At 68.3% G+C, this 19,333-nt stretch carries 16 protein-coding genes; 7 read left to right on the forward strand and 9 right to left on the reverse strand.

Going from position 1 to position 19,333, the window contains the following annotated elements; all coding sequences use genetic code 11:
• Positions 1 to 19: 19 nt before the first annotated feature.
• The 4 genes from KA419_16150 to KA419_16165 form a co-directional block, all read right to left on the reverse strand.
• The gene (locus KA419_16150; protein ID MBP7867466.1) at positions 20 to 2,149 is read right to left on the reverse strand and encodes a transpeptidase family protein; all 2,130 of its coding nucleotides are present in this window, start codon (positions 2,147 to 2,149) and stop codon (positions 20 to 22) included.
• Positions 2,150 to 2,316: 167 nt separating this feature from the next.
• Positions 2,317 to 2,721, reverse strand: a complete 405-nt coding sequence (locus KA419_16155; GenBank protein MBP7867467.1) for a hypothetical protein — start codon at positions 2,719 to 2,721, stop codon at positions 2,317 to 2,319.
• Positions 2,722 to 2,733: 12 nt separating this feature from the next.
• On the reverse strand, positions 2,734 to 3,753 hold the full coding sequence (gene rsmH / locus KA419_16160) for a 16S rRNA (cytosine(1402)-N(4))-methyltransferase RsmH (GenBank protein ID MBP7867468.1): 1,020 nt from the start codon (positions 3,751 to 3,753) through the stop codon (positions 2,734 to 2,736).
• A 3-nt stretch (positions 3,754 to 3,756) separates the two neighbouring features.
• Entirely contained in the window at positions 3,757 to 4,203 is a 447-nt protein-coding gene (locus KA419_16165; GenBank protein ID MBP7867469.1) for a hypothetical protein, read from the reverse strand.
• Between the two features lie 579 nt (positions 4,204 to 4,782).
• Here KA419_16165 and ychF point away from each other — a divergent pair.
• Positions 4,783 to 5,862, forward strand: coding sequence for a redox-regulated ATPase YchF (ychF, locus tag KA419_16170; GenBank protein MBP7867470.1), 1,080 nt, complete (start codon positions 4,783 to 4,785; stop codon positions 5,860 to 5,862).
• Between the two features lie 692 nt (positions 5,863 to 6,554).
• On the opposite strand, the gene KA419_16175 is transcribed toward ychF, so the two are convergent.
• The 4 genes from KA419_16175 to KA419_16190 all read right to left on the reverse strand — a co-directional run bounded on the left by KA419_16175 (position 6,555) and on the right by KA419_16190 (position 11,753).
• Complete coding sequence (locus KA419_16175; protein ID MBP7867471.1) at positions 6,555 to 8,795, reverse strand: patatin-like phospholipase family protein; 2,241 nt, start codon at positions 8,793 to 8,795, stop codon at positions 6,555 to 6,557.
• Complete coding sequence (locus KA419_16180; protein ID MBP7867472.1) at positions 8,792 to 9,376, reverse strand: flavodoxin family protein; 585 nt, start codon at positions 9,374 to 9,376, stop codon at positions 8,792 to 8,794. Before KA419_16180 ends, KA419_16175 begins: the two co-directional genes overlap by 4 nt.
• A 91-nt stretch (positions 9,377 to 9,467) precedes the next feature.
• Positions 9,468 to 10,220, reverse strand: a complete 753-nt coding sequence (locus KA419_16185; protein MBP7867473.1) for a hypothetical protein — start codon at positions 10,218 to 10,220, stop codon at positions 9,468 to 9,470.
• Between the two features lie 123 nt (positions 10,221 to 10,343).
• A complete protein-coding gene (locus tag KA419_16190) occupies positions 10,344 to 11,753 on the reverse strand; it encodes a hypothetical protein (GenBank protein ID MBP7867474.1) in 1,410 nt (469 codons plus the stop codon).
• A gap of 257 nt (positions 11,754 to 12,010) precedes the next feature.
• Here KA419_16190 and KA419_16195 point away from each other — a divergent pair, with 257 nt between their 5' ends.
• Genes KA419_16195 through KA419_16205 form a run of 3 tightly spaced genes read left to right on the forward strand, consistent with a single transcriptional unit; the run spans position 12,011 to position 15,186 of the window.
• The gene (locus KA419_16195; GenBank protein MBP7867475.1) at positions 12,011 to 12,802 is read left to right on the forward strand and encodes an FKBP-type peptidyl-prolyl cis-trans isomerase; all 792 of its coding nucleotides are present in this window, start codon (positions 12,011 to 12,013) and stop codon (positions 12,800 to 12,802) included.
• 12 nt (positions 12,803 to 12,814) lie between these two features.
• Positions 12,815 to 14,179: a DNA repair protein RadA gene (gene radA, locus KA419_16200; GenBank protein MBP7867476.1), complete on the forward strand. Its 1,365-nt coding sequence runs from the start codon at positions 12,815 to 12,817 to the stop codon at positions 14,177 to 14,179.
• A gap of 17 nt (positions 14,180 to 14,196) precedes the next feature.
• Entirely contained in the window at positions 14,197 to 15,186 is a 990-nt protein-coding gene (locus KA419_16205; protein ID MBP7867477.1) for a glycosyltransferase family 2 protein, read from the forward strand.
• A 362-nt stretch (positions 15,187 to 15,548) separates the two neighbouring features.
• On the opposite strand, the gene moaC is transcribed toward KA419_16205, so the two are convergent.
• On the reverse strand, positions 15,549 to 16,025 hold the full coding sequence (gene moaC / locus KA419_16210) for a cyclic pyranopterin monophosphate synthase MoaC (GenBank protein ID MBP7867478.1): 477 nt from the start codon (positions 16,023 to 16,025) through the stop codon (positions 15,549 to 15,551).
• A 451-nt stretch (positions 16,026 to 16,476) separates the two neighbouring features.
• On the opposite strand from moaC, the gene KA419_16215 reads away from it, so the two are divergent.
• The 3 genes from KA419_16215 to KA419_16225 form a co-directional block, all read left to right on the forward strand.
• Entirely contained in the window at positions 16,477 to 17,184 is a 708-nt protein-coding gene (locus tag KA419_16215) for a class I SAM-dependent methyltransferase (protein MBP7867479.1), read from the forward strand.
• A 481-nt stretch (positions 17,185 to 17,665) separates the two neighbouring features.
• Positions 17,666 to 18,733 (forward strand): DUF481 domain-containing protein, encoded by a 1,068-nt coding sequence (locus tag KA419_16220; GenBank protein MBP7867480.1) that lies wholly within the window; start codon positions 17,666 to 17,668, stop codon positions 18,731 to 18,733.
• A 344-nt stretch (positions 18,734 to 19,077) separates the two neighbouring features.
• Positions 19,078 to 19,333, forward strand: a 256-nt coding sequence (locus KA419_16225) for a hypothetical protein (GenBank protein MBP7867481.1), incomplete at its 3' end; no start/stop codon positions are given.

The following is a 19,333-nucleotide window of genomic DNA, read 5'->3' on the forward strand; positions in this document are numbered from 1 at the left end:
TTCCGATTCCCCGCCCGCGTCAGCGCCGCGCCAGGACGGCCCCCGGCTTCTTCGGCGCCGGTTTCGCCGGCTTCCCCTTCCCGTCCCGGGCGGCCTTCCCCGCGGGCGCCGCCGCGGGGGGCGGGGCCGGCGACCCGGTCCCGGGGCACACGGCAAACCGCACCTCGCACGGGGTCCCCGCCATCACCCGGGCCCCGGGCGCGGGTTTCTGCCCGACCGCCTGGCCGGACCCTTCCGGCCGCAGGACCAGGCGATTGCGGACACATTCCTGCAGCGCCCCCCGGACGCTTTTTCCGCGGAAGTCGGGCACCGTCACGGTGTCCTCGGTGAAGTAAACGGTCCGCGCGGGAGACGGGTTGGCCCCGTCGGGCACCGGCGGGGCGGCGGGGGGCTTGAAATCCACCAGGTCCGTCGGGGGTTCCTTCCGCGATTCCTTCTTCGGCGGCGCCGACGGGGAGGCGATGGGCTGGTTCGGGTGGATGCGCATGTGGAGCAGGATCTGGCGCCCGATGGCGGAGAAGACGGGGGCCGCCGCCTCGCCGCCGTGGTAGGGCCGGGGGGCGTCGAAGACCACCCCCATCACGAAGGCGGGCTTCTCCGCCGGGGTGAAGCCCACGAACGAGGCCACGAACTCCGTGGGGGAGTAACAGTGCCGCTCGAAGTCGAACTTCTGGGCGGTCCCCGTCTTCCCGGCCACGCGGAAACCGGGGATTGCGGCCCGCTTGCCCGTGCCCTTCTCCACCACCGAGCAGAGGGCCTCCCGGATGATGGCGGCGTTGGGCCCCGAAAGGACGGCGGTCCGGACCCCTTCCGCGGACTGGACCAGCCGGCCGTCCGCGTCGAGGACCCGGTCCACGATGCGCGGCTGCACCTTGTACCCGCCGTTGGCGATCACGCCCATGGCCCGGGTCACCTGCAAAGCCGTCACCCCCACTTCCTGCCCCATGGAGATGGCCCCGATGGAGATCCCGCTCCAGCGCCTCGGGTTCGCCACGAAGCCCGGGATTTCCGAGGGAAGGTCGATCCCGGTTTTCTCCCCGAAGCCGAACTTCCGGATGTAACCGTACATCCGATCGTTCCCCAGGCGCATCCCCAGCCGGATGGCCCCCACGTCCGAGGAGTTGGCCAGGATCTCGGGGAAGGAAAGGGCGCCGAAGGCGTGGTGGTCGCGGATCGTGTGGCCGTTGATCGTGATGGACCCGTTCCCGCAGTGGATCACCTCGTCGGGCCGGGCGATGTCCTCCTGGATCGCCCCCGAGGTCGCCACGATCTTGAAGGTGGACCCGGGCTCGAAATAGCTCTCGATGGTCATGTTGCGAAGCCGCGCCAGGTCGGCGTCCTTGAGGCTGTTGGGGTCGAAGGAGGGCGCCGCGGCCATGGCGAGGACCCGGCCGTCCCAGGGGTCCAGGACCACCACCATCCCCGCCTTCGCCCCGTTGGTCTTCATGGCGCTCTCCAGTTCCCGCTGGACGATGTGCTGGATCTCGCTGTCGATGGTGAGCACGAGGTCACGGCCCGGGACCGCGGGCTTGATCATGCTGGTGGTCAGGATGTTGCTCATCCCGTCCCGCATGATGAACATCCGCCCCGCCGCACCGTTGAGGTCCCGGTCGTAGTGGCGCTCGACCCCTTCCAGGCCCACCTCCCGGCCGCTGGCGAAGGAGACGGCCCCGATGACGTGGGCCGCCAGGGTCCGGTTGGGGTAGGTGCGCTTCGATTCCCGAATGAAACCCAGCCCGTCCAGTTTCAGCGCGATCACGCGGTCCCGCTCCTCGGGCGTGATGAACCGCTTGATGTACCGGAACTTCGGGTTCGGCCCCAACTTGGACAGGACCTCGTCCCGGCCCATGCCGAGGGCCCGGGCCAGCTCCGTGGCGGTGCGGGCCTTGTCGGTCACGTTGGGGGTGTACGCGTAGAGCGAGTCGTAGGGGACGCTCACGGCCAGGGGCTGGAGCGTGCGGTCCAGGATGCGCCCGCGCGGCGCCGAAACGTCGATGATGTCCTCCTTCTGCCCCCGGGCACGCTGCAGGTAGTAGTCCGACTTGAACACCTTCAGGTAGAAAACCTTGGAAAGCACCGCGGCCTGCCAGACCAGAACCAGCAGGACGAAGAACCTGATCCGCTTGTGATCGAAAGCCGGAACCGCCACGCCTCACTCACCTCGATCCCCGACTCGCCGGCCCTTCCGGGCACGGCTTCGCCCCTCCCTCCCCACCCCCGCGGCAACGGGGTTTCCAAGAACCCAAAGGCCGGCCAGGGGCCGGCTTGACGCGGGAAAGGGTCCGAAACGGCGCCCCGCGGGCGTACGGAGCGTCATCAATCCGGGTAGTGCACCGAGTGGTTCGTCTCCGGTGCGAAGGCCATGCGGCCCGCGGGGCCGTCGAGAGGCTGGTCGCTCTCCACGAACCGGATCTGGGAAACCTGCGGCGCCACCATCCCCAACCGGCCGGCTTCCGCCTCGAGGCGGGAGACCGACAGGAGTTCCGACTCGCGCATGCGGAGGACCTGGTTGTCGAGGGAGAGGCGGGAGATGTCCTTCTTCGCCGTCTCGATCCGGTAGTCCGTGTTCAGGATGCGGTTCGGGATGTAGATGTACGTCATCAGCAGGACCAGGACGAGAAAGATCCCCGCTCCGCAGATGCGGATCTCCCCCGTTCCCGAGCGGCGGGGCGCCGCCACGGTGAAGTTCTCGATGGCTCTGTCGCTGATCAAACCCACCATGATCCCTCTCCTTTAGCGAACCCGCGGCGGTTCGGCGCCGGGGGCGCCGGCGGCCTGCCGCGGCAACTTTTCGAGCACCCGCATCCGGGCGCTCCGGCATCGGGGGTTGCGGGCCACCTCATCCTCGTCCGCCTCGCGGGGCTTGGGGGTCAGCACCCGCGCCTGGGCCGCACGGGGGCACCGGCACAGCCCGACCGGCATCCGGCAGACGCAGCGCCCCTCGAGGCGGCGGAAGGTGTTCTTCACGATCCGGTCCTCGAGGGAGTGGAAGGAAATCACCACCAGGCGCCCCCCCGGGACGAGGACGCCGGCCGCCTCCTCCAGGAATTCGCCCAGTTTCTCCAGCTCTTCGTTGACCGCGATCCGAAGGGCCTGGAACACCCGCGTGGCGGGGTGAATCCGGCTGTTCGGCGGGCGGCCGATCACGCTCTCCACCAGGGAGGCCAGCTCCAGGGTGGAGTTCAACCGCCGGACGGCCCGGGCCTCGGCGATCCTCCGCGCGATCGCCCGGGACCTCCGCTCCTCCCCGAAGCGGTAGAAGAGGTCCGCCAGCTCCGACTCCGGAAGCCCGTTCACCAGGTCCGCCGCACAGGTCTTTCGGGAGCGGTCCATCCGCATGTCCAGGGGGCCGTCCGCCTGGAAGGAGAACCCGCGCTCCGGGTCGTCCAGCTGCAGGGAGGAGACGCCCAGGTCCAGCAGCAGCCCGTGGATCCGCTGGATCCCGAGACGGTTGAGGATCAGCGGCACGTTGCGGAAGTTGTCCCGGAAGAAGGTCACGCGCTCACCGAAGAACTTCAGCCGCTTCTTCGCCTCCGCCAGTGCCGCCTCGTCCCGGTCCACCGCGATGAGACGGCCGGGGTCCTCGAGCCGCCCCGCGATGCGGAGCGCGTGACCGCCGAGACCGACGGTCCCGTCCACGTAAGTCCCTGCCGGGTCCGTGATCAGGGAGGAGACCGCGGGCTCCGCCAGGACGGGAACGTGGTCCCGACGGCTGACGGAGAGGGTGTCGGGGGTCAGGACGGCGCTCACCATGGCTCAGACTCCGTATTGCCGCAAGGTCTCGAACAACTGGGGCGCCGGGGGCGTGTCAAGCGCCAGGTGGTCCGCCTCTTCGGGGGTCATCACCAGCAGGCGGTCAATCCCGCCCATGACCGTCACCTCCCCGTTCAGCCCCAGCTTCTTGAGGATGTGGAGGGGGATGGTCAGCCGCCCCTGGTCGTCCAGGGACCGATCGTCACCCCAATAATTGACGAAGTCGAGGAACTGGTGCTTCTCGGGCACGGAATCGGGGATGGCCTGGACCATCTTTTCCTTCTCCACCCAGACTTTCAGCGGGAAGATGCTGAGCCGGCCCGGCTGGATCGGGTAAAGGGTCATGAACACGTCGGGGCCGAACGCGTCCAGGAGTTTCCGACGCATCGCCGCGGGGACTTTCAGCCGCCCGGCCTTGTCGATAGTGCTTTGATCCCGGCCCCTGAACATCGCTGTTTCCTGTTCGAACCGTTTGCCTGTCACCAGGGACAAAAAACCCCGCCCCCTCCCCTCATGAATCCATTATCGGCCAATCCCGACCAATAATGACCATTTTTACCCAATCATAATTTCCGGAACCGGCCCTGTCAAGCATTTTTCTGAGATTTCTTCTGAATTTTTCGCAATTCCAACATAGGTTAAATCCACGCGGCACGGCCACGGAGGGCCAACGGCCGGGCAAACCCCTCACCGAGCGGCCCTGAAGGCCGATTTCCGACATCAACCACGAGAAAAAGCCAGCCTGTGGCTGGCCCCGCGCGGTGCACCGCCGGCCGGCCCCGATTTGGAACGTCCGGGGGCGGGTCGAAGCCGGGCGCGGGTGGGGACGGCGAGGGGGGAACCGTCCGGCGCCCCCTGGAAGAACCAGACCTGTGAGGAAACTCAACGAAGAGGAAATCGTGCCCGGCCGGCTTCCGTTCCGGGTGATGCGCGTCACGTGCCGCCCGGGCCGGGGTCTCGACCGGTAACGGTTGCGGGGCCGGCCGGGTTGTGGTAAAGAGGGGGATTCATTCGGACGGGAGGTTTGCCGTGAAAACCGGAATCGTCGGACTCAAGCAGGTGGGCAAGACCACCATATTCAACCTTCTGACAGGGGCGACGGCCGGAACGGGCGCGTCGGCACGGCCCGAGGTCAACACGGGGACGGCCCGGGTGCCGGACGAACGGGTGGACCGGCTCTCCGCCCTCTACAGGCCGGTCCGGACCACCTGGGCCACGGCCCAGTACGTGGACATGCCCGGCGTGGCGGCGGGGGACATGAAGGAGAGCACCTTCCTGGCGGGTCTGCGTGCGGCGGACGCCCTCGCCCACGTGGTCCGGACCTTCCAGGACGAGGCCGTGCCGCACCCCGCGGGCGGGGTGGACCCTTCACGGGACATGGTGAACATCGAGCTGGAGATGATCTTCGCCGACCTCTTCCAGGCGGAGCGCCGCCTGGAGCGCCTGGAGAAGGACCTCAAGAAGTTCAAGGACAAGGACCTCCAGGCCGAGTTCGACCTCCTCGTGCGCTTCAAGGCGCACCTGGAGGCGGAAAGGCCCCTCCGGGAACTGGAGATCACCCCCGAGGAGGACAAGCGGGTCCGCGGCTTCACCTTCCTCTCCCAGAAACCGATCCTCCACATCCTCAACCTGGACGAGTCCGAGACGGGGCACCTCGCGGACGCCGCCGCCCGCTTCGGCGTGGAAACCTGGGCGGCCAAGCCCGGCGTCGTCGTCACCGGCGTCTGCGGCAAGATCGAGGAGGAGATCTCCCGGCTCTCCCCCGAGGACGCCCAGGTGTTCATGGCGGACCTGGGGATCGCGGAGTCCGGGCTCCACCGATTGGTGCGGGAGAACTACCGGCTGCTGGGCCTGATCTCGTTCTTCACCGTGGGGGAGGACGAGGTGCGTGCCTGGAGCATCCGCCGGGGGACCCCCGCGCAGCGCGCCGCCGGCACCATCCACACCGACCTGGAGAAGGGCTTCATCCGCGCCGAGGTGGTGCGCTGCGAGGACCTGCTCAAGCACGGCTCCATCCACGCCCTCAAGGAAAAGGCCCTCTTCCGCCTCGAGGGCAAGGAGTACGTGGTCCAGGACGGCGACGTGATGCACGTGAGGTTCAATGTGTAGGGGGATAGGGGTTTAGGCTGTAGGCTGTAGGCTGTAGGCTGTAGGCTGTAGGCTGTAGGCTGTAGGCTGTAGGTCCGGAGGGGTTCCCTTCGGGGTCGGTATCGGTATCGCAATCGGTATCGGTATCGGTATCGCAATCGGTATCGCAATCGCAAGCGCAATCGCAGGCGCAATCGCAGGCGCGGCCTTGCGGAGTGCGGCGCGAAGGCTGCCGGAGCGCCGCTTTGACCGCGCCGCGCAGGCCGCCGGAGCGGCGCGGCCCGGCACCCGGCGGCGCACGGTTTGTCTGAACCCTCGAGGCTCAACCCGCGCCCGAACGGCAAAGCGGCGCTCCGGCAGCCTCCGCGCCTTCCGCCTCGGGTTTGGGTGAAAGCGGCGCTCCGGCAGCCTCCGCGCCGCACTCCGCAAGGAGGGACCGGCATCGGATGCAACGGGGATCGCGGTGGCAGCTGCAACTGCGGAAATGACTGCGATGGCCATGGCGATTCAAAATCGATGGCGAACACGGTAGCGATTGCGATTGCGAAATCGATTGCGATTGCGATTGCGATTGCGATACCGATACCGATTGCGATACCGATACCGATACAAATACCGACACCGGCCCCGAAGGGAACCCCTCCGGACCTACAGCCTAAACCCCTACAGCCTAAACCCCTTCAGCCTAAACCCCTACAGCCTAAACCCCTCTCTCAAAACTCCGGCCCCAGCGACAGTGTCCAGTTCACCCGTTTGTCCTCGCCGAAGCCGATGAACAGCCGCACGGGGCCCACCCGGGTCGCGACGGCGAGGCCGGCCCCGATGCCCTTGTAGGCGCGGAGGGGGGTGTCCAGGTTGGGGGTCGGCCCCGAGAAGTCCGGGATGCGGACCCCCGCCACGCCGGCCCGCAGGTACAGGTAGGAGGCGTCGATGATGCCGGTGGAGGCGAACCCCATCTTCCGCCGCAGTTCGAAGGACGCGGTCCAGAGGTCCTTCCCGAACAGCTCGTCCAGGCGGTAGCCGGGCAGCGGGGGGGAGGCCCAGTGCATGAAGTTGTACCCCCCGGCGTAGAACAGTTGGTAGACCGGGATGTCGTACCCCGTGGCCGCCGTCCCCGACAGGTTCAGGACCATGCGCGGGGAGAGGGGGAAGTAGACGTCCCCGGACGCCTGGGCCCGGGTGTAGTCCTTGCCGCGGTCGAAGAGGCGGAAATGTTTTTCCACGAAGGCTTCCAGCCGGATGCCCGACCGGGGGAACGTCCAGTCGTCGATGGTGTCGAACCCCGCCCCGAAGCGCGCGAACGCGTCGAATTGCCCGCCGTTCTCGTCGAACCAGCTCTTGCTGCGCAGGTCCAGCCGCTCGAGGTGAACGTCCCCGAAGAGGCCGAAGGTGCTCCCCAGGGAGAGGCTGGTCCCCAGGAACATCCCGCCGTGGCGCTCGTCGAAGGCTTCCAGGGGGTTCTTGTCCAGGTAGAGTTCCCGCGGCTGCGAGCTGTAGTAACCCCCCACCTGGAAGTTCAGCGAGTGGTTGCCGAAGGGGATCGGGGCCTTGAGCATCATCCGGTAGTCCCGGACCAGGCCCGCGGTGACGCGGACCTCCAGGTCCAGGGGGCTGCCCAGGAAACCCCGGCCGATGTAGCGGCCGAAGCCCAGGAACTGGTAGTCGGTGTCGAAGTGGAGGGTGAAGTTCAATTCCCGACGGGGCGCCTCCCCAACGAGGTACTCCAGGGACAGGACGCCCCGGTCGAAGGAGAGGTCGTAATCGACGCGCCGGAACTGGTCCATGGCCAGGATGTTCTCGACGGACTCGCCCAGCTCCTCGGGGTCGATCACCTTCCCGGGCCGGACGTCGGACTTGCGGAGGACGCGGCCGGGAGACACCCGCCGGGCGCCGGTCACCCCCACCACGGACACCGGCACCGCGTACTTCCCGTCCCCGGGCGGCGGGGGCAGGGGCCCGGCCGACTCGCCCGCGAAGAGGTCGGCCACGGGCTTCCGCAGCCCCGTCGCTGCCTGGTACCCCCGCTTGAGGAGGTCGTCCACCCGGTTGAAGTCGGTGACGGAGACCCCTTCCATGTCGGGTTCGATCACCACGCTGGCCATCTTCAGCAGCAGGGCGTCCTTCTCCCGGCGGGCCAGGGTGTAGGACTCGTCCATGATGTCGAAGAGGTTCTCCAGGCGTTTCCGCTCGGGGGACGGCGGCCGGGCGACGTTGACGGCGATGATCTTCCGGTACCCCAGCTCCCGGGCGATGTCCACGGCGACGTTGTTGAGGACGCCGCCGTCCACCAGCATCATGCCGTCCAGGTGGACCGGCGTGAAGAGGAGCGGGACCGCGATGCTGGCCCGCACCGCCGTCGTCAGCCGCCCCCGGTCGAACACCACGAGGCGCCCCGTCCGGACATCCGCGGCCACGGCGCGGAACGGCACCGGCAGGCGGTCGAAGTCCCGGACGTCCACCGTGCCGAGATTGAAGAAGGTCTCGTTCAGCTTGGCCAGCACCCGCTCCCCTTCCAGGACCCCCTCGGGAAACGACAGGACCCCGTTTTTCAGTTCCACGAGGATGGAGGGGGGAACGGCGTTGCGCTTCACTTCGAAGTCGAGACGGCGACGCTGCGGGGTGTCCCGGGTGAGCTGGCTGAAATCCTGCTCCTTCAGAAGGGCCTCGATGTCGGATGCCTTCATCCCCGAGCAGTAAAGGGAACCGACCAGGGCCCCGGCACTGGTCCCGATGACGCACGCCGGGTGGACGCCCATCTCGTCCAGCATCTTGAGGACGCCGATGTGGGCGAGGCCCCGGGCGCCCCCGCCGCTCAGCACCAGGCAGACGCCGGGGCGGGTGGCGGCGGTCTCCTCGGGGAAGGGGGAGACGGCCAGGGCGGCCCCGGTGAGCAGGGCGAACGCCGCGACGGCCCGGAACGCTTTCCGGGCCCGGCGGATCAGCGGCGGTTTCACGGCCGTTCCGGCGCCAGCAGGCTTTGCACGACCCCGGAGACCTCGTCGGCGTGGAAGGGGTCGGCCAGGACGTCCCCGGCCTGGTTGACCCCGCAGGCGCGGACCACGCGGCTCTCCTTGAAGCCGTAGAACTTGAAGAACTGCTCGTAGCGCGGCGCCACGTCGGCGAACATCGTGGTGTCGGGCTGCCCCTGGGCGAGGATGAAGACCAGGGTCTTCCCCGGCTCGAGGCGGCTCGGTGACGGGTTCGTCATGAAATCGGGCTTCAGCCAGGAGAAGGTCCGGTCGATGAAGCCCTTCATCTGGGCGGTGACATCCCCGTAGTACACCGGCGTGGCCAGGACCAGGACGTCCGCCTCGGCGGCCGCGTCCAGCACCCGGGTCAGGTCGTCCGACAGGATGCATTTCTCCACCTTGGACTTGCAGGCGTAGCAGCCCTGGCAGGCCCGGTAACCGAGCTTGTTGAGGGCGTAGACGCTGCACTCCGCCCCGAGCTTGCCCGCCTCGTCACAGAAGTGCCGGGCCAGGGCGGCGGTGTTCCCCTGGGGCCGGGGGCTGCCGAGCACACACACGATCTTCATGGGTCCTCCCAGGTCGAAGTTCGACAAATCGACCGTGTATTGTAGAGGATTCGGCAGCCCATCGCAACGGGTATCCGCTTCGGCGCCCCGCTCACTGGCCCAGACGGGACCGGAGCGCGTCACGGTCGTCCGGGGTCAGCCGGCCGTCCCCGTTCAAGTCCGCCCGACGGCCGGCGGTGGCCTGGCCGGCCATCATCAGGTCGAGGATCACCAGGTCCACGATGTCGATCCTCCCGCTGAGGTCGAGGTCTCCGGGCACGGTCAGGTCGACGGCCCAGGCGCCCCCGCCGTCCGTGCCGACGTAGAGGGTGTCGCCCGAGGGGTCGAGGTCCAGGCTCAGCACCTGGCGGAAGGGCGCCGTCGGCAACCCGGTCCCGACAGGGCCCCAGGAGGTGCCGCCGTCCCAGCTGAACCACACCCCCGGGTCGAAATAGGCGCTCGAGACGAAAACCTCGCCCGGGCTGGAGGGGTTGAAGCGAAGGACCCCCACGTCGGTGTCCAGGACCCGGGTCCAGGTCTGCCCGCCGTCGTCGCTCCGGACGAGGCCGTCGTAAGCCAGCCCCCCGAAGAGACGCCCCGGGTGGGCCGGGTCCGCCTCGAGGAAGGAGATCGACATCCCGTCCCCGAAGTGGGTGGTGGACCAGGTCTGCCCGCCGTCCGTGGAACGGGACAGGATGTAGCCCGGCATCTCGGACGCCAGGATGTAGACGGTCTGCGGGTCCTGGGCGCTCACGGCGAGACAGGAACCGGATGCCCAGGACCCGCTGGAGACGAGGGTGTCCGCCCAGGTTTCCCCCCCGTCCTCGGATTTGCTCAGGTAGAGGAAGAAGTCGTCCCCCGTCACCTCGGTGGTGGCCCAGAGGTGGCCGGGCGCGGCGGGAGAGACGGCGAGGTCGGAAGGGGTCCTGGTATAGACGTTGACGAGCGTTTGACCGGCATCTACGGACCTGTAGATGTACGCGAGCCCTCAACCCCCGCTGAGGATGAAGAGGGTCGAGGGTTCGGAAGGGTGCTGGAAGATCTTCCGGACGCTGTCGCAGCCGGAATCTTCCGTCAACACCCGCCAGGGCGTCCCGGCGTCGTTCCCGCCCAGCAGCCCGAAACCGGAGCAGGACGCCAGCAGGGCCAGGCTCCCCGGGGGGGTGAACGCGGCGGTGAACGCGCGGGAGGCCGGGGGACCGGGGCGGGGATCGACGGTCCGCGCCCCGGCCGGGGCCGGGCCGAATCCGCAGCCCTCCCCCGGCGAACCGGGTCCCCCCGCGCTCACCGGGACCCCGGGAAGGACCGCCAGGCAGGAGACGACGGTCGCCCGGACCCCTTCCCGGGAAGGCACCCACGTGTCCCCCCCGTCCGTGCTCCGGTAGATCCCCGCCGTGGAGCCGGCCCAGACCCGGCCCGGGCCGACGAGGAGGCTGTACCCCTCCCCCTCGAAGGCGCCGGCGCAGGCTGTCCAGTGCTGCCCGCGGTCGGGGCTCCGGTAGCACTTTCCCAGGGAGCCCACGTAGACCACCGCCGGGTTCGAGGGGTCCACCGCGACGGCGTAACCGGGGGCGGGCCCCTGCCCCGCCGACCACGCCCCCCCGCCGCCGTTGCTGGCGAAGGTGCCCCGCAGGCCCGTCGCGTAGACGGTGTCCGGTTGGCCCGGGTCCACCGCCAGCCCGGTGAACTCATTCTCCGGAGGGAGGTCGCCCGACACGTCCTCCCAGGTGGCCCCGCCGTCCGCCGAGCGGAAGATCCTGGCCGAGTGCTCGCTGTTGCCGATGACCAGCATCGCGGACAGGTACAGCACCGAAGGGTTCGAGGGGGCCGGCGCCAGGTCGAAGGGGTAGGCCCCCTGGACGTTCTCGCCCAGCCGGGTCTCGGACCAGGTCACTCCCCCGTCGGAGGACCTGCAGACCCCGATGGGGCCGCCGGGGTAGTACATGCCGAAGGCGTGAAGCGTCGGCGCCCCCCCGAAGGCGCCGCGGAGGCCGAGAAAATACAAGCCTTCCCGGCCGTGGGGCGCGAACGCCCAGGACGCGCCCCGGTCCGACGACCGGTACACCCCGTCCGTGCAGCTCGCGAACAGCCGGTCCGGGTTCGTCGGGTCCAGGACGAGCCCGTTGAGCGCCCGGTCGAAACGGTGGACGCACCCCCAGGTCGCCCCGCCGTCCGTGGTACGGAACAACTGGTTCGGGTAGAAAGCGGCGTAGGTCTCCGACAGGTTCGCCGGGTTGGCGGCCAGGGCGAGGACGTTGCCCCCTTCCGGCCCGAGGGGGCGGCAGGGCACGTCGGCCGCGGGCCAGGGTTGCGCGGCGAAGGCCGCGAGGGCCGCAAGGACCAGCCGGAGCGTCCCCGGGGCCCGCTCCCCGCACCGTTGGTGCATGTGTCTCGTCATGTTGTTCCTCCGGAGGGCGGCCGGCGGCCGCCCGGATTCGTTCAAGCAGGTAAGATGACCATCCCGCGGGTTTTTCCTTGGCGAAAAGCGTGTCCCCCCGCACAAGGTAGAGGGGATCGGTTCGAGCGTCAAGGGGAGAATCCCGGGAAATGCGGGGAGAATTCCGATCCCGGCCCGGCGGGCGCTTTTGAAAACCCGTTGATCTTTTCGCCGATCCGGGCGTATTATTCGCTTTATTTTTTCCGGAAGGAGCCGACATGAAAAAGATCCTCCCCTGCATCCTGGCCGCCGTACTTTTCTTCGCCTTCGCCTGGGCGCAGGACGCCAAACCCGCCGCCGCCGCGCCGAACGTCGACGAGATCCTGAAGACCGACCTCGAAAAGGTCAGCTACGGCGTCGGTTACAACATGGGGAAAGGCTGGAAGCAGCGCAACCTGGACATTGACACCAAGGCCGTGGCCAAGGGCCTCGAGGACGCCATGAAGGGCGCCAACCCCCTGATCTCCGAAGAAGAGATGGTCAAGGTCATGAACAGCTACGCCGACGCCAAATTCAAGGAAGCCAGGGACAAGAACGCCAAGGCCGGCGAGGAGTTCCGGGCGGAGTTCAAGAAGAAGGCCGGGGTCATCGAAACGGCCAACGGCCTGCTCTACCGCGTGATCGTCGAGGGGGCCGGCGACCACCCGACCGAGGACGACAAGGTGGTCGTGCACTACAAGGGCACCACCACCGACGGACAGGAATTCGACAGCTCCTACACGCGCGGCGAGCCCGTGACCTTCCCCATCACCGGGGTCATTGCGGGCTGGACCGAGGCGCTCAAGCTCATGCGCCCCGGCGCCAAGTGGGAGATCGTGATCCCGCCGTCCCTCGCCTACGGCGAACAGGGCGCCGGCGGCGTGATCGGCCCCTCCTCCACGCTCGTGTTCCAGGTGGAACTGCTCGAGGTCAGGAAAGGCGAAGGCAAGGCCCCCGAGAAGGCGGAACCGGCCAAGGCCGAGCCTGCCGCCACGGACGCGGGCGCCGGCCCGGAGGCCCCGAAGAAGTAGGGCCACGCGCCGATGCCGAAGGCCGAGACGTACTACCAGTGCCAGGGCTGCGGGCACCGCTCCTCGAAATGGCTGGGGCGGTGCCCGGGCTGCGGGGCGTGGGAGACCTTCGTCGAGGAGCGGCGCCAAGCCGCCAGCCCCCGCCACAAGGCCCTCCGGGACGCGATCGCCCCGGAAGCCGCCCCACTCCCCTTCGACGGGATCGACGGGGCGGACACGCTTCGGGTCCCGACCGGGAACCGGGAGTTCGACCGGGTCCTCGGGGGCGGCCTCGTGCCGGGGTCGCTGGTGCTGCTCGGCGGGGAGCCCGGGGTGGGCAAGTCCACCCTTCTGCTCCAGGTGGCGGGGCGCCTGGCGGAAACCGGGCCCGTCCTCTACGTCTCCGGGGAGGAATCCGCCCGGCAGGTGAAGATGCGCGGGGAGCGGATGGGCTTGAAGGCCCCCCACCTCTACGTCTTCGCGGAAAACCGGATGGACGCCGTCACCCGCCAGGTGGCGGCCCTCGAACCGGGGCTCCTGGTCATCGACTCCATCCAGACCCTCTTCGCCCCCGAACTCGAGTCGGCCGCCGGCTCCATCGGCCAGGTCCGGGAGTGCGCCACCCGGCTGCTGATGCTGGGCAAGTCGTCCGGGACGGCGGTGTGCATTGTCGGCCACATCACCAAGGACGGCGCCATCGCCGGCCCCAAGGCCCTCGAGCACATCGTCGACACCGTCCTCTACTTCGAGGGCGAGCGCCATCACCACCACCGGATCGTCCGGGCGGTGAAGAACCGCTTCGGCGCCTCCGGGGAGGTCGCCCTCTTCGAGATGACGGGCGCCGGCCTGGTGGAGGTGGGCGACCCGTCCTCCCTGCTCCTCGCGGAACGCCCCGAGGGCGCCTGCGGCGTGGCGGTCATCTGCTCCGTCGAGGGGTCGCGGCCGCTGATGGTGGAGATCCAAGCCCTGGTCAGCCTGTCCCAGTTCACGGCGGGGCGACGCATGACCCAGGGCTTCGACCGGAACCGTCTCTCGCTGCTCCTCGCCATGCTGGAGCGGAGCGCCGGGCTGAACCTGCTGGGCGCCGACGTCTACCTGAACATGGTGGGGGGCATCGAGGTGGAGGAGCCCGCCGCGGACCTGGGGACCGTGGCGGCCGTCGTGAGCAGCTTCCGGGGCCGCCCCATCCCCGGGGACACCGCCTTCATCGGCGAGGTCGGCCTGGCAGGCGAGGTGCGGTCGGTCCCCCAGGCGCCCCTTCGCATCAAGGAAACCGCCGCCATGGGCTTCCGGCGCCTGGTGGCGCCGGCAGGCAACGTCCCCCCCGGCGGCGACGCGGCGGGCCTCGAACTCGTCCCCGTCGCCCGGGTCCGGGAAATGCTCGACCTCGTCTTCTGAGACCGGAGCCCGAGACCATGCCGGCCCCCGCCGTCACCGTGATCATCCCCAACTGGAACGGGGAACCCCATCTCCCCGGTCTCTTCCGGAGCCTCGCGGGCGCGGCGCCCGACCCGCGCCCGGCCGTCCTCCTCGTGGACAACGCCTCCGACGACCGGTCCCTGGACCTGGCCCGCCAGGCGCCCTTCCCGGTGAACATCCTGGAACTCCCGGAAAACCGCGGCTTCGCCTCGGCGGTGAACGCCGGCATCCGGGCATCGGAGGCGGAGTACCTGGTGGTCCTCAACACCGACACGGAGTGGGAGAGCGACTGGATCTCCCCCTGCGTGGGCTTTCTCGCCGCCAACCCGGGGTACGCCTTCACGGCCCCGCTCGTGCTCGGCCAGGCCCGGCCGGACCTCATCGACGGGGCCGGCGACGGTTTCAACCTCCGCCTCATGCCCCTCCGCCGGGGTTTCGGACGGACGCTGGCCGCGCTCGCCCCGGCGGACCGGGACCTCTGCGCCGCGTCCGGGACCGCCGTGGTGTTCCGCCGGTCCTTCTTCGAGACCACGGGCCTGCTCGACGACGACTTCTTCATGTACTACGAGGACGCCGACCTGTTCTTCCGGGCCCTCCTCCGGGGTCTCAAGGGAAGGCTGATCACCGGGGCGCGGCTCCGGCACCGGGAGGGGGGCAGCATCCGCCGCTTCGAGGAACGGGCGGAGAACCGCGCCCGGCGGGTCACCAAAACCCGCCTGATGCTCCGCAACCGGGTGTGGATGCTGCTGAAGAACTGCCCCGCGTCCTACGCCGCGGCCTTCCTGCCGCTGCTGGCCTTCGAGGCCGTCCGCAGCTTCCTGTACCACCTCCGCCGCGGGGAGGGCACGGCCTTCTGCCGGGCGCACCTCGACGCCGTCCGCCGGTTCCCCGCCGTCTGGCGTCAGCGAAGGGAGGTGCAGCGCACACGATCCATCGGTCTGATCGGGTTGGTGAGACGAATCCGGGCCGACCGCGGCGGGCCCTGAACCCCGGGCGGGGTCTCGGGCGCTTCAACGCAGTCTTTTTGGCAAATCGCGCAAGCCTGATGCCCTCGCAAAAAAGTACCATCGCCCTCCGGGCGATGGCTCAAACAAAGGCATTACATACACTTTCCTCTTCGTTTCCCGACTTTCTGCGAACGCATCATTTCTGATTCGCGTTCATTCGCGTGATTCGCGGGCAAAACAGGACTTTTTGCGGGGTCGTCAAGACGGGGGGACCTCGATGGGCTCCCGCCGCCTTCGGGGCGGGTTTGCCCTTGCAATGCGTCACCGGGTCCCCGGGGCGGCGGGGCGAGGAAGCGCAACCTGAAGGGGTGCGGGAAAGACGGGTTCTTCCCGCGGTCGCCTCACTCCGGTGCGCTCCAGCGCCCGCTGCGGCCGCCCTCCTTCTCCAGGAGGCGTAAACCTTCCAGGACCATGCCCCGGTCCACGGCCTTGCACATGTCGTAGAGGGTCAGCCCCGCCACCGCCGCCGCGGTGAGGGCCTCCATCTCCACGCCCGTCTCCCCCCTGCAGCGGGCCTCGGCCCGGATCTCGACGCCGTCGTCCCGCACCGTGAGTTGCACGTCGGCGAAGGTCAGGCCCAGGGGGTGGCACAGCGGGATCAGTTCGGCGGTCTTCTTGGCGGCCAGGATCCCTGCCAGGCGGGCGGCCTCCAGCGGGTCGCCCTTGGGCAGCCGCGCCTCCCTCACCGCCGCCACGGTGGCCGGCGCCATGCGCACGAACGCCCCCGCCAGGGCCCTTCGCTCCGTGGCGGGCTTCCCCGTCACGTCCACCATCCGGCTCCGCCCCTCTCCGTCCACGTGCGTCAGCCTTTTCGCCATCAGACAGCCTCCTCCGAAAAATCCGGCATCCTGGACGGCACCCCGTCGGCCAGGGCGCCGGGCCGGTTTTCGCCGTCCGGCCGCCTGGGCCCGGCCCGCATTTTATCACCGCTTCGCGCCGCGCGACACCGTTTCGGTCAAAGCAGGGCATTCCGCAGGCTTTGCCTGTCCTTTACGTCCCTTGGGTCCTTTAGGTCCCTTTGTCCTTTCGCTCCGGGGCGGTTCGTTGAAAAAGGACCAAAAGGACTGAAAGGACCAAAAGGGCTGAAAGGATTAAAAGGGCTGAAAGGACCAAAAGGACGGGGGCCGCTGACGCCCTTCCCGGATTCCGCTTGACTATCCCTTCCCTGGATCTTACTCTGGCGGGTATTCTTCGGTTCCCGACCCCCGGTTTCCAATTTCGCTTGACGGCAACCCCGTTTCCGGCTACCTTCCCGCCATGAACTGGCTCATGGAACGCGCCCGGCAACTGCAGGACGAAGGGGTCCACCTCGGGGGGCCGATGCGGCTCTTCGACACGGCGGGAAGGAAACTGCTGATGCTGATGCTGGAGGAGGGGCTGACCCCGGCGTCCGCCGTCCTGGACATCGGCTGCGGCTGCCTTCGCGGGGGGTACTGGCTGATCCACTTCCTCGACCGCGGCCGCTACTGCGGCATCGAGCCGAACGCGGCCATGCTGGACGGCGGGCTCCGGCTCATCCTGGAACCGGGGTTGGCAGAGAGCAAGCAGCCCCGATTCGATCCCAACGACCGCTTTGATTTTTCCGTCTTCGGCCGCCGTTTCGATTTCCTGGTGGCCCGCTCCGTCTGGACCCACGCGGCCAAGCCCCACATCGGGGCCATGCTGGACGGCTTCCGGGACCATGCGGCCGACGGCGGCGTGTTCCTGACCTCGTATTTGCCGGCGAGATCGCCCGAAGAGGACTACGAAGGCACGGAGTGGCAGGCGCGGAGTTCGGAACGGAACGCGCCCCGGGTGGTCCGGCACGGCCTCGGGTGGATCCGGGGCGCCTGCGCGGAACGGGGGCTGGCGGCGGAGGAGGTCACCGAGAACCTCTTCCGCTTCGGCAACCAGGAGTGGCTCCGGGTCCGGCGGGCGGGGAGGCCAGGCAACGCCGCGGGATCGCCGGCATCCTGCCCGCAACCCATGTCGGGTTAGAATAGACCCGCGACAGGGCGCCGGGAAGGAGTTCGTCGGGCAGGGAGGGAACCGACCCTGATGGGGCTCGATTTCGTCCGGCGGGTTATGGAGATCCGGCCTCGGTTTGCGAAACGCCAATCGATCACGAATTCCCTCCAGGCCAACGGGACCCCTTCACCGGCGAGGGGTGCGCCTTCCCCCGGAAACACCGCTTCACGGTAAACCTGAACCCCGGCGGCTCGCGGGAAATCCACGACCGCTGCCGGCGCCTTCCGGGACCGATGCCCAAGCTCCTGCTTCCCTTCGGTGGTTTATTCTTGCATCGAATATAAAAAGAGCACACCGCATTGGCAACTTCCGGGTATATACTGGAAGTGCCGTTCCCACCGGCCGGACGGGACGCAGCCCGGCGGCCCGTGAACGGCGATCCGCCCCGGGGGGCCGCCGCGCTTGTTTCCGGCGCCCCCCGCGGTGGACATCCCGTTCCGTGGAGGATGACATGAAGGCCTTTCTGTGCGCAATCGCCTGCTTCCTGGCGCCTTTCGCCGGCTTCCTTTCCGCCGACCAGGTCACGCTCGTCAACGGCGACCGGGTCACCGGCGCCGTGGTAAAAGGCGACGAGAAGTCGCTGATTCTCGACACGAAGGCCATGGGTACCGTTACCGTGGCCCGGGGCGAGATCACCGCCATCCGCTCCGACCAGCCGCTGCACCTGGGTCTTTCGGACGGACAGACCTTGGTGGGGACCCTCTCCACCACCGACGGCAAGGTCTCGGTGGAAACCCGCACGTCCGGCACGGTCATCGTGGACCTGGGCGCGATCGGGACGATCCGCTCCGCTGGGGAGCAGGCCGCCCACGAGGCCGAGATCGAGCGTTACCGGGACCCGGGCCTGCTGGACCTGTGGGCCGGCTCGGTGGACCTGGGCCTCAGCCTGACCTCGGGGAACAGCAGCAACCTCAACTTCGCCCTGGGCGGCAGCGCCGTCCGGCAGACGAAGCGGGACAAGATCTCGCTCTACGTCGCCTCGGTCTACTCCCGCTCGGAGGTGGCGGGGATCACCACCACCACCACCGCCAACGCCGTCCGCGGCGGCGGCCGGTACGAGTTGTTCCTCAACGACCGCCTCAACGTCTTCGGCTTCGGCGACCTCGAGCACGACGTCTTCCAGCAGCTGGACCTGCGGGTGGTCCTTGGCGGGGGCCTGGGCTACTACGTGGTCAAGAGCAAGCGGACCCAGTTCCAGGTCTTCGGCGGCGGGAACCTGAACAAGGAGTACTTCACGGACGGCCTCCGGCGGACCACCGGAGAACTCCTGGTGGGCCAGGACCTGACCGCGAAGCTGTCGGACCGGTTCAGCCTGACCGAGCGTTTCGTGGCCTTCCCCAACCTGAGCGAGGGAGGCGAGTACCGCCTCGCTTTCGACGCCTCCGCGCTCACCACCCTGAAAAAGTGGCTGGGGTGGCACATCACCTTCAGCGACCGTTTCCTGAGCGACCCCCCGGCCGGGTCCGTCCGCAACGACATCCTCCTGACCACGGGGCTCCGGTTCACGTTCAAGAAGTGAATCCCCCGGCATGCAACGCCAGGTTTATATGCGTGCGACGACACGCCGCGATGCCCCGGTTCCGGCTTTGCGAGGTTTGACACCCCCGCCAAAAGTCGCATTTTACCCGCGAATCACGTGAATGAACGCGAATCAGAAATCAACAATCAATTGATATTATTCGTGTTATAAATTCGCGTATAGTCGTGTTATTCGCGGGAAATCTCCCTTTCGCGACTATTTGCGGGCTCATCAGGATTGATGCGGTCGCAAAAAGTACCATCACCGTAAGCGCTTAATAAACCCCATCTGGAAAGAGGGGGAGGGTTGGGGGAGGATGTGGCATCTTCGGGAGGAGGTGCTTCATGAATGACGGGACGATGAAGGTCAGGGCGATGTCGGGGGCGGCATGGGGCGGTGATTATTCCGAGAACGCCGGTGTGGATTTCGGCGAGGCCCGGCTGAGCCAAACGGAAGAGGAGTGGCATCCGGGGTCGCCGGTTTCCGGGACGGAGGAATGCGGCCGGGTGGAAGCGGACGCGGCGGAGGCCGAGGGGGAAGGGATGCCGACGTGGGCGGCGGTGCGGAAGTCCCGGGCGGCCTGTTGGGCGAGCCACGTGG

It is taken from the genome of Acidobacteriota bacterium, from assembly GCA_018001935.1.
GTDB lineage: Bacteria > Acidobacteriota > JAAYUB01 > JAAYUB01 > JAAYUB01 > JAGNHB01.